General features: G+C 40.0%; 1 protein-coding gene. It reads right to left on the minus strand.

Annotated elements, in window-relative coordinates:
• Positions 1-480: DUF2851 family protein (locus tag HC175_RS17995; protein ID WP_168139631.1), on the minus strand; the 480-nt coding region annotated here is incomplete at both ends.

Consider the following 480-nt stretch of genomic DNA (forward strand, 5'->3'; position numbering starts at 1 on the left):
CCACCGTATTAATGATCACCAGATCCATGAAGTTAGTGCTAAGGGTTTTTCTTCTGGGGCTATGGGATTTATAAAAAGTATAATGTGTTTTCCAGAAATCATTGATCTCCAAATCCATTAGCTTATAAAATTCTTTTGCTTCTGCACAATTGATTAAGACATTAAAAAGAGAGGCATGTTTGCTGTAGAGCGCAGCAAGTTGCACTAATCTTACCTCCGGAAAATTATCGGGCCGTAACCTGAAATATTTCACAGGTAGTACCCCCTGGGAATTTAATTGGAATTTTTTCCGCAGATAATCATATTCTTCTCTTAAATTGAGAAAATAAGGCTCCTCGCAATCCCCCGATAACAGTCCCGCCTGCCCCAGAAAGATAGCTTCCAGCTGTAAGCTGTTCCTCCGCAGCTTCCGCACTACTGAAAAAGGAATAGAAGCTGCAATACTTAAAAAAGCTTCGCCGTTAGTGTTTAATCCAAAGT

Source organism: Salinimicrobium oceani (genome assembly GCF_012037645.1).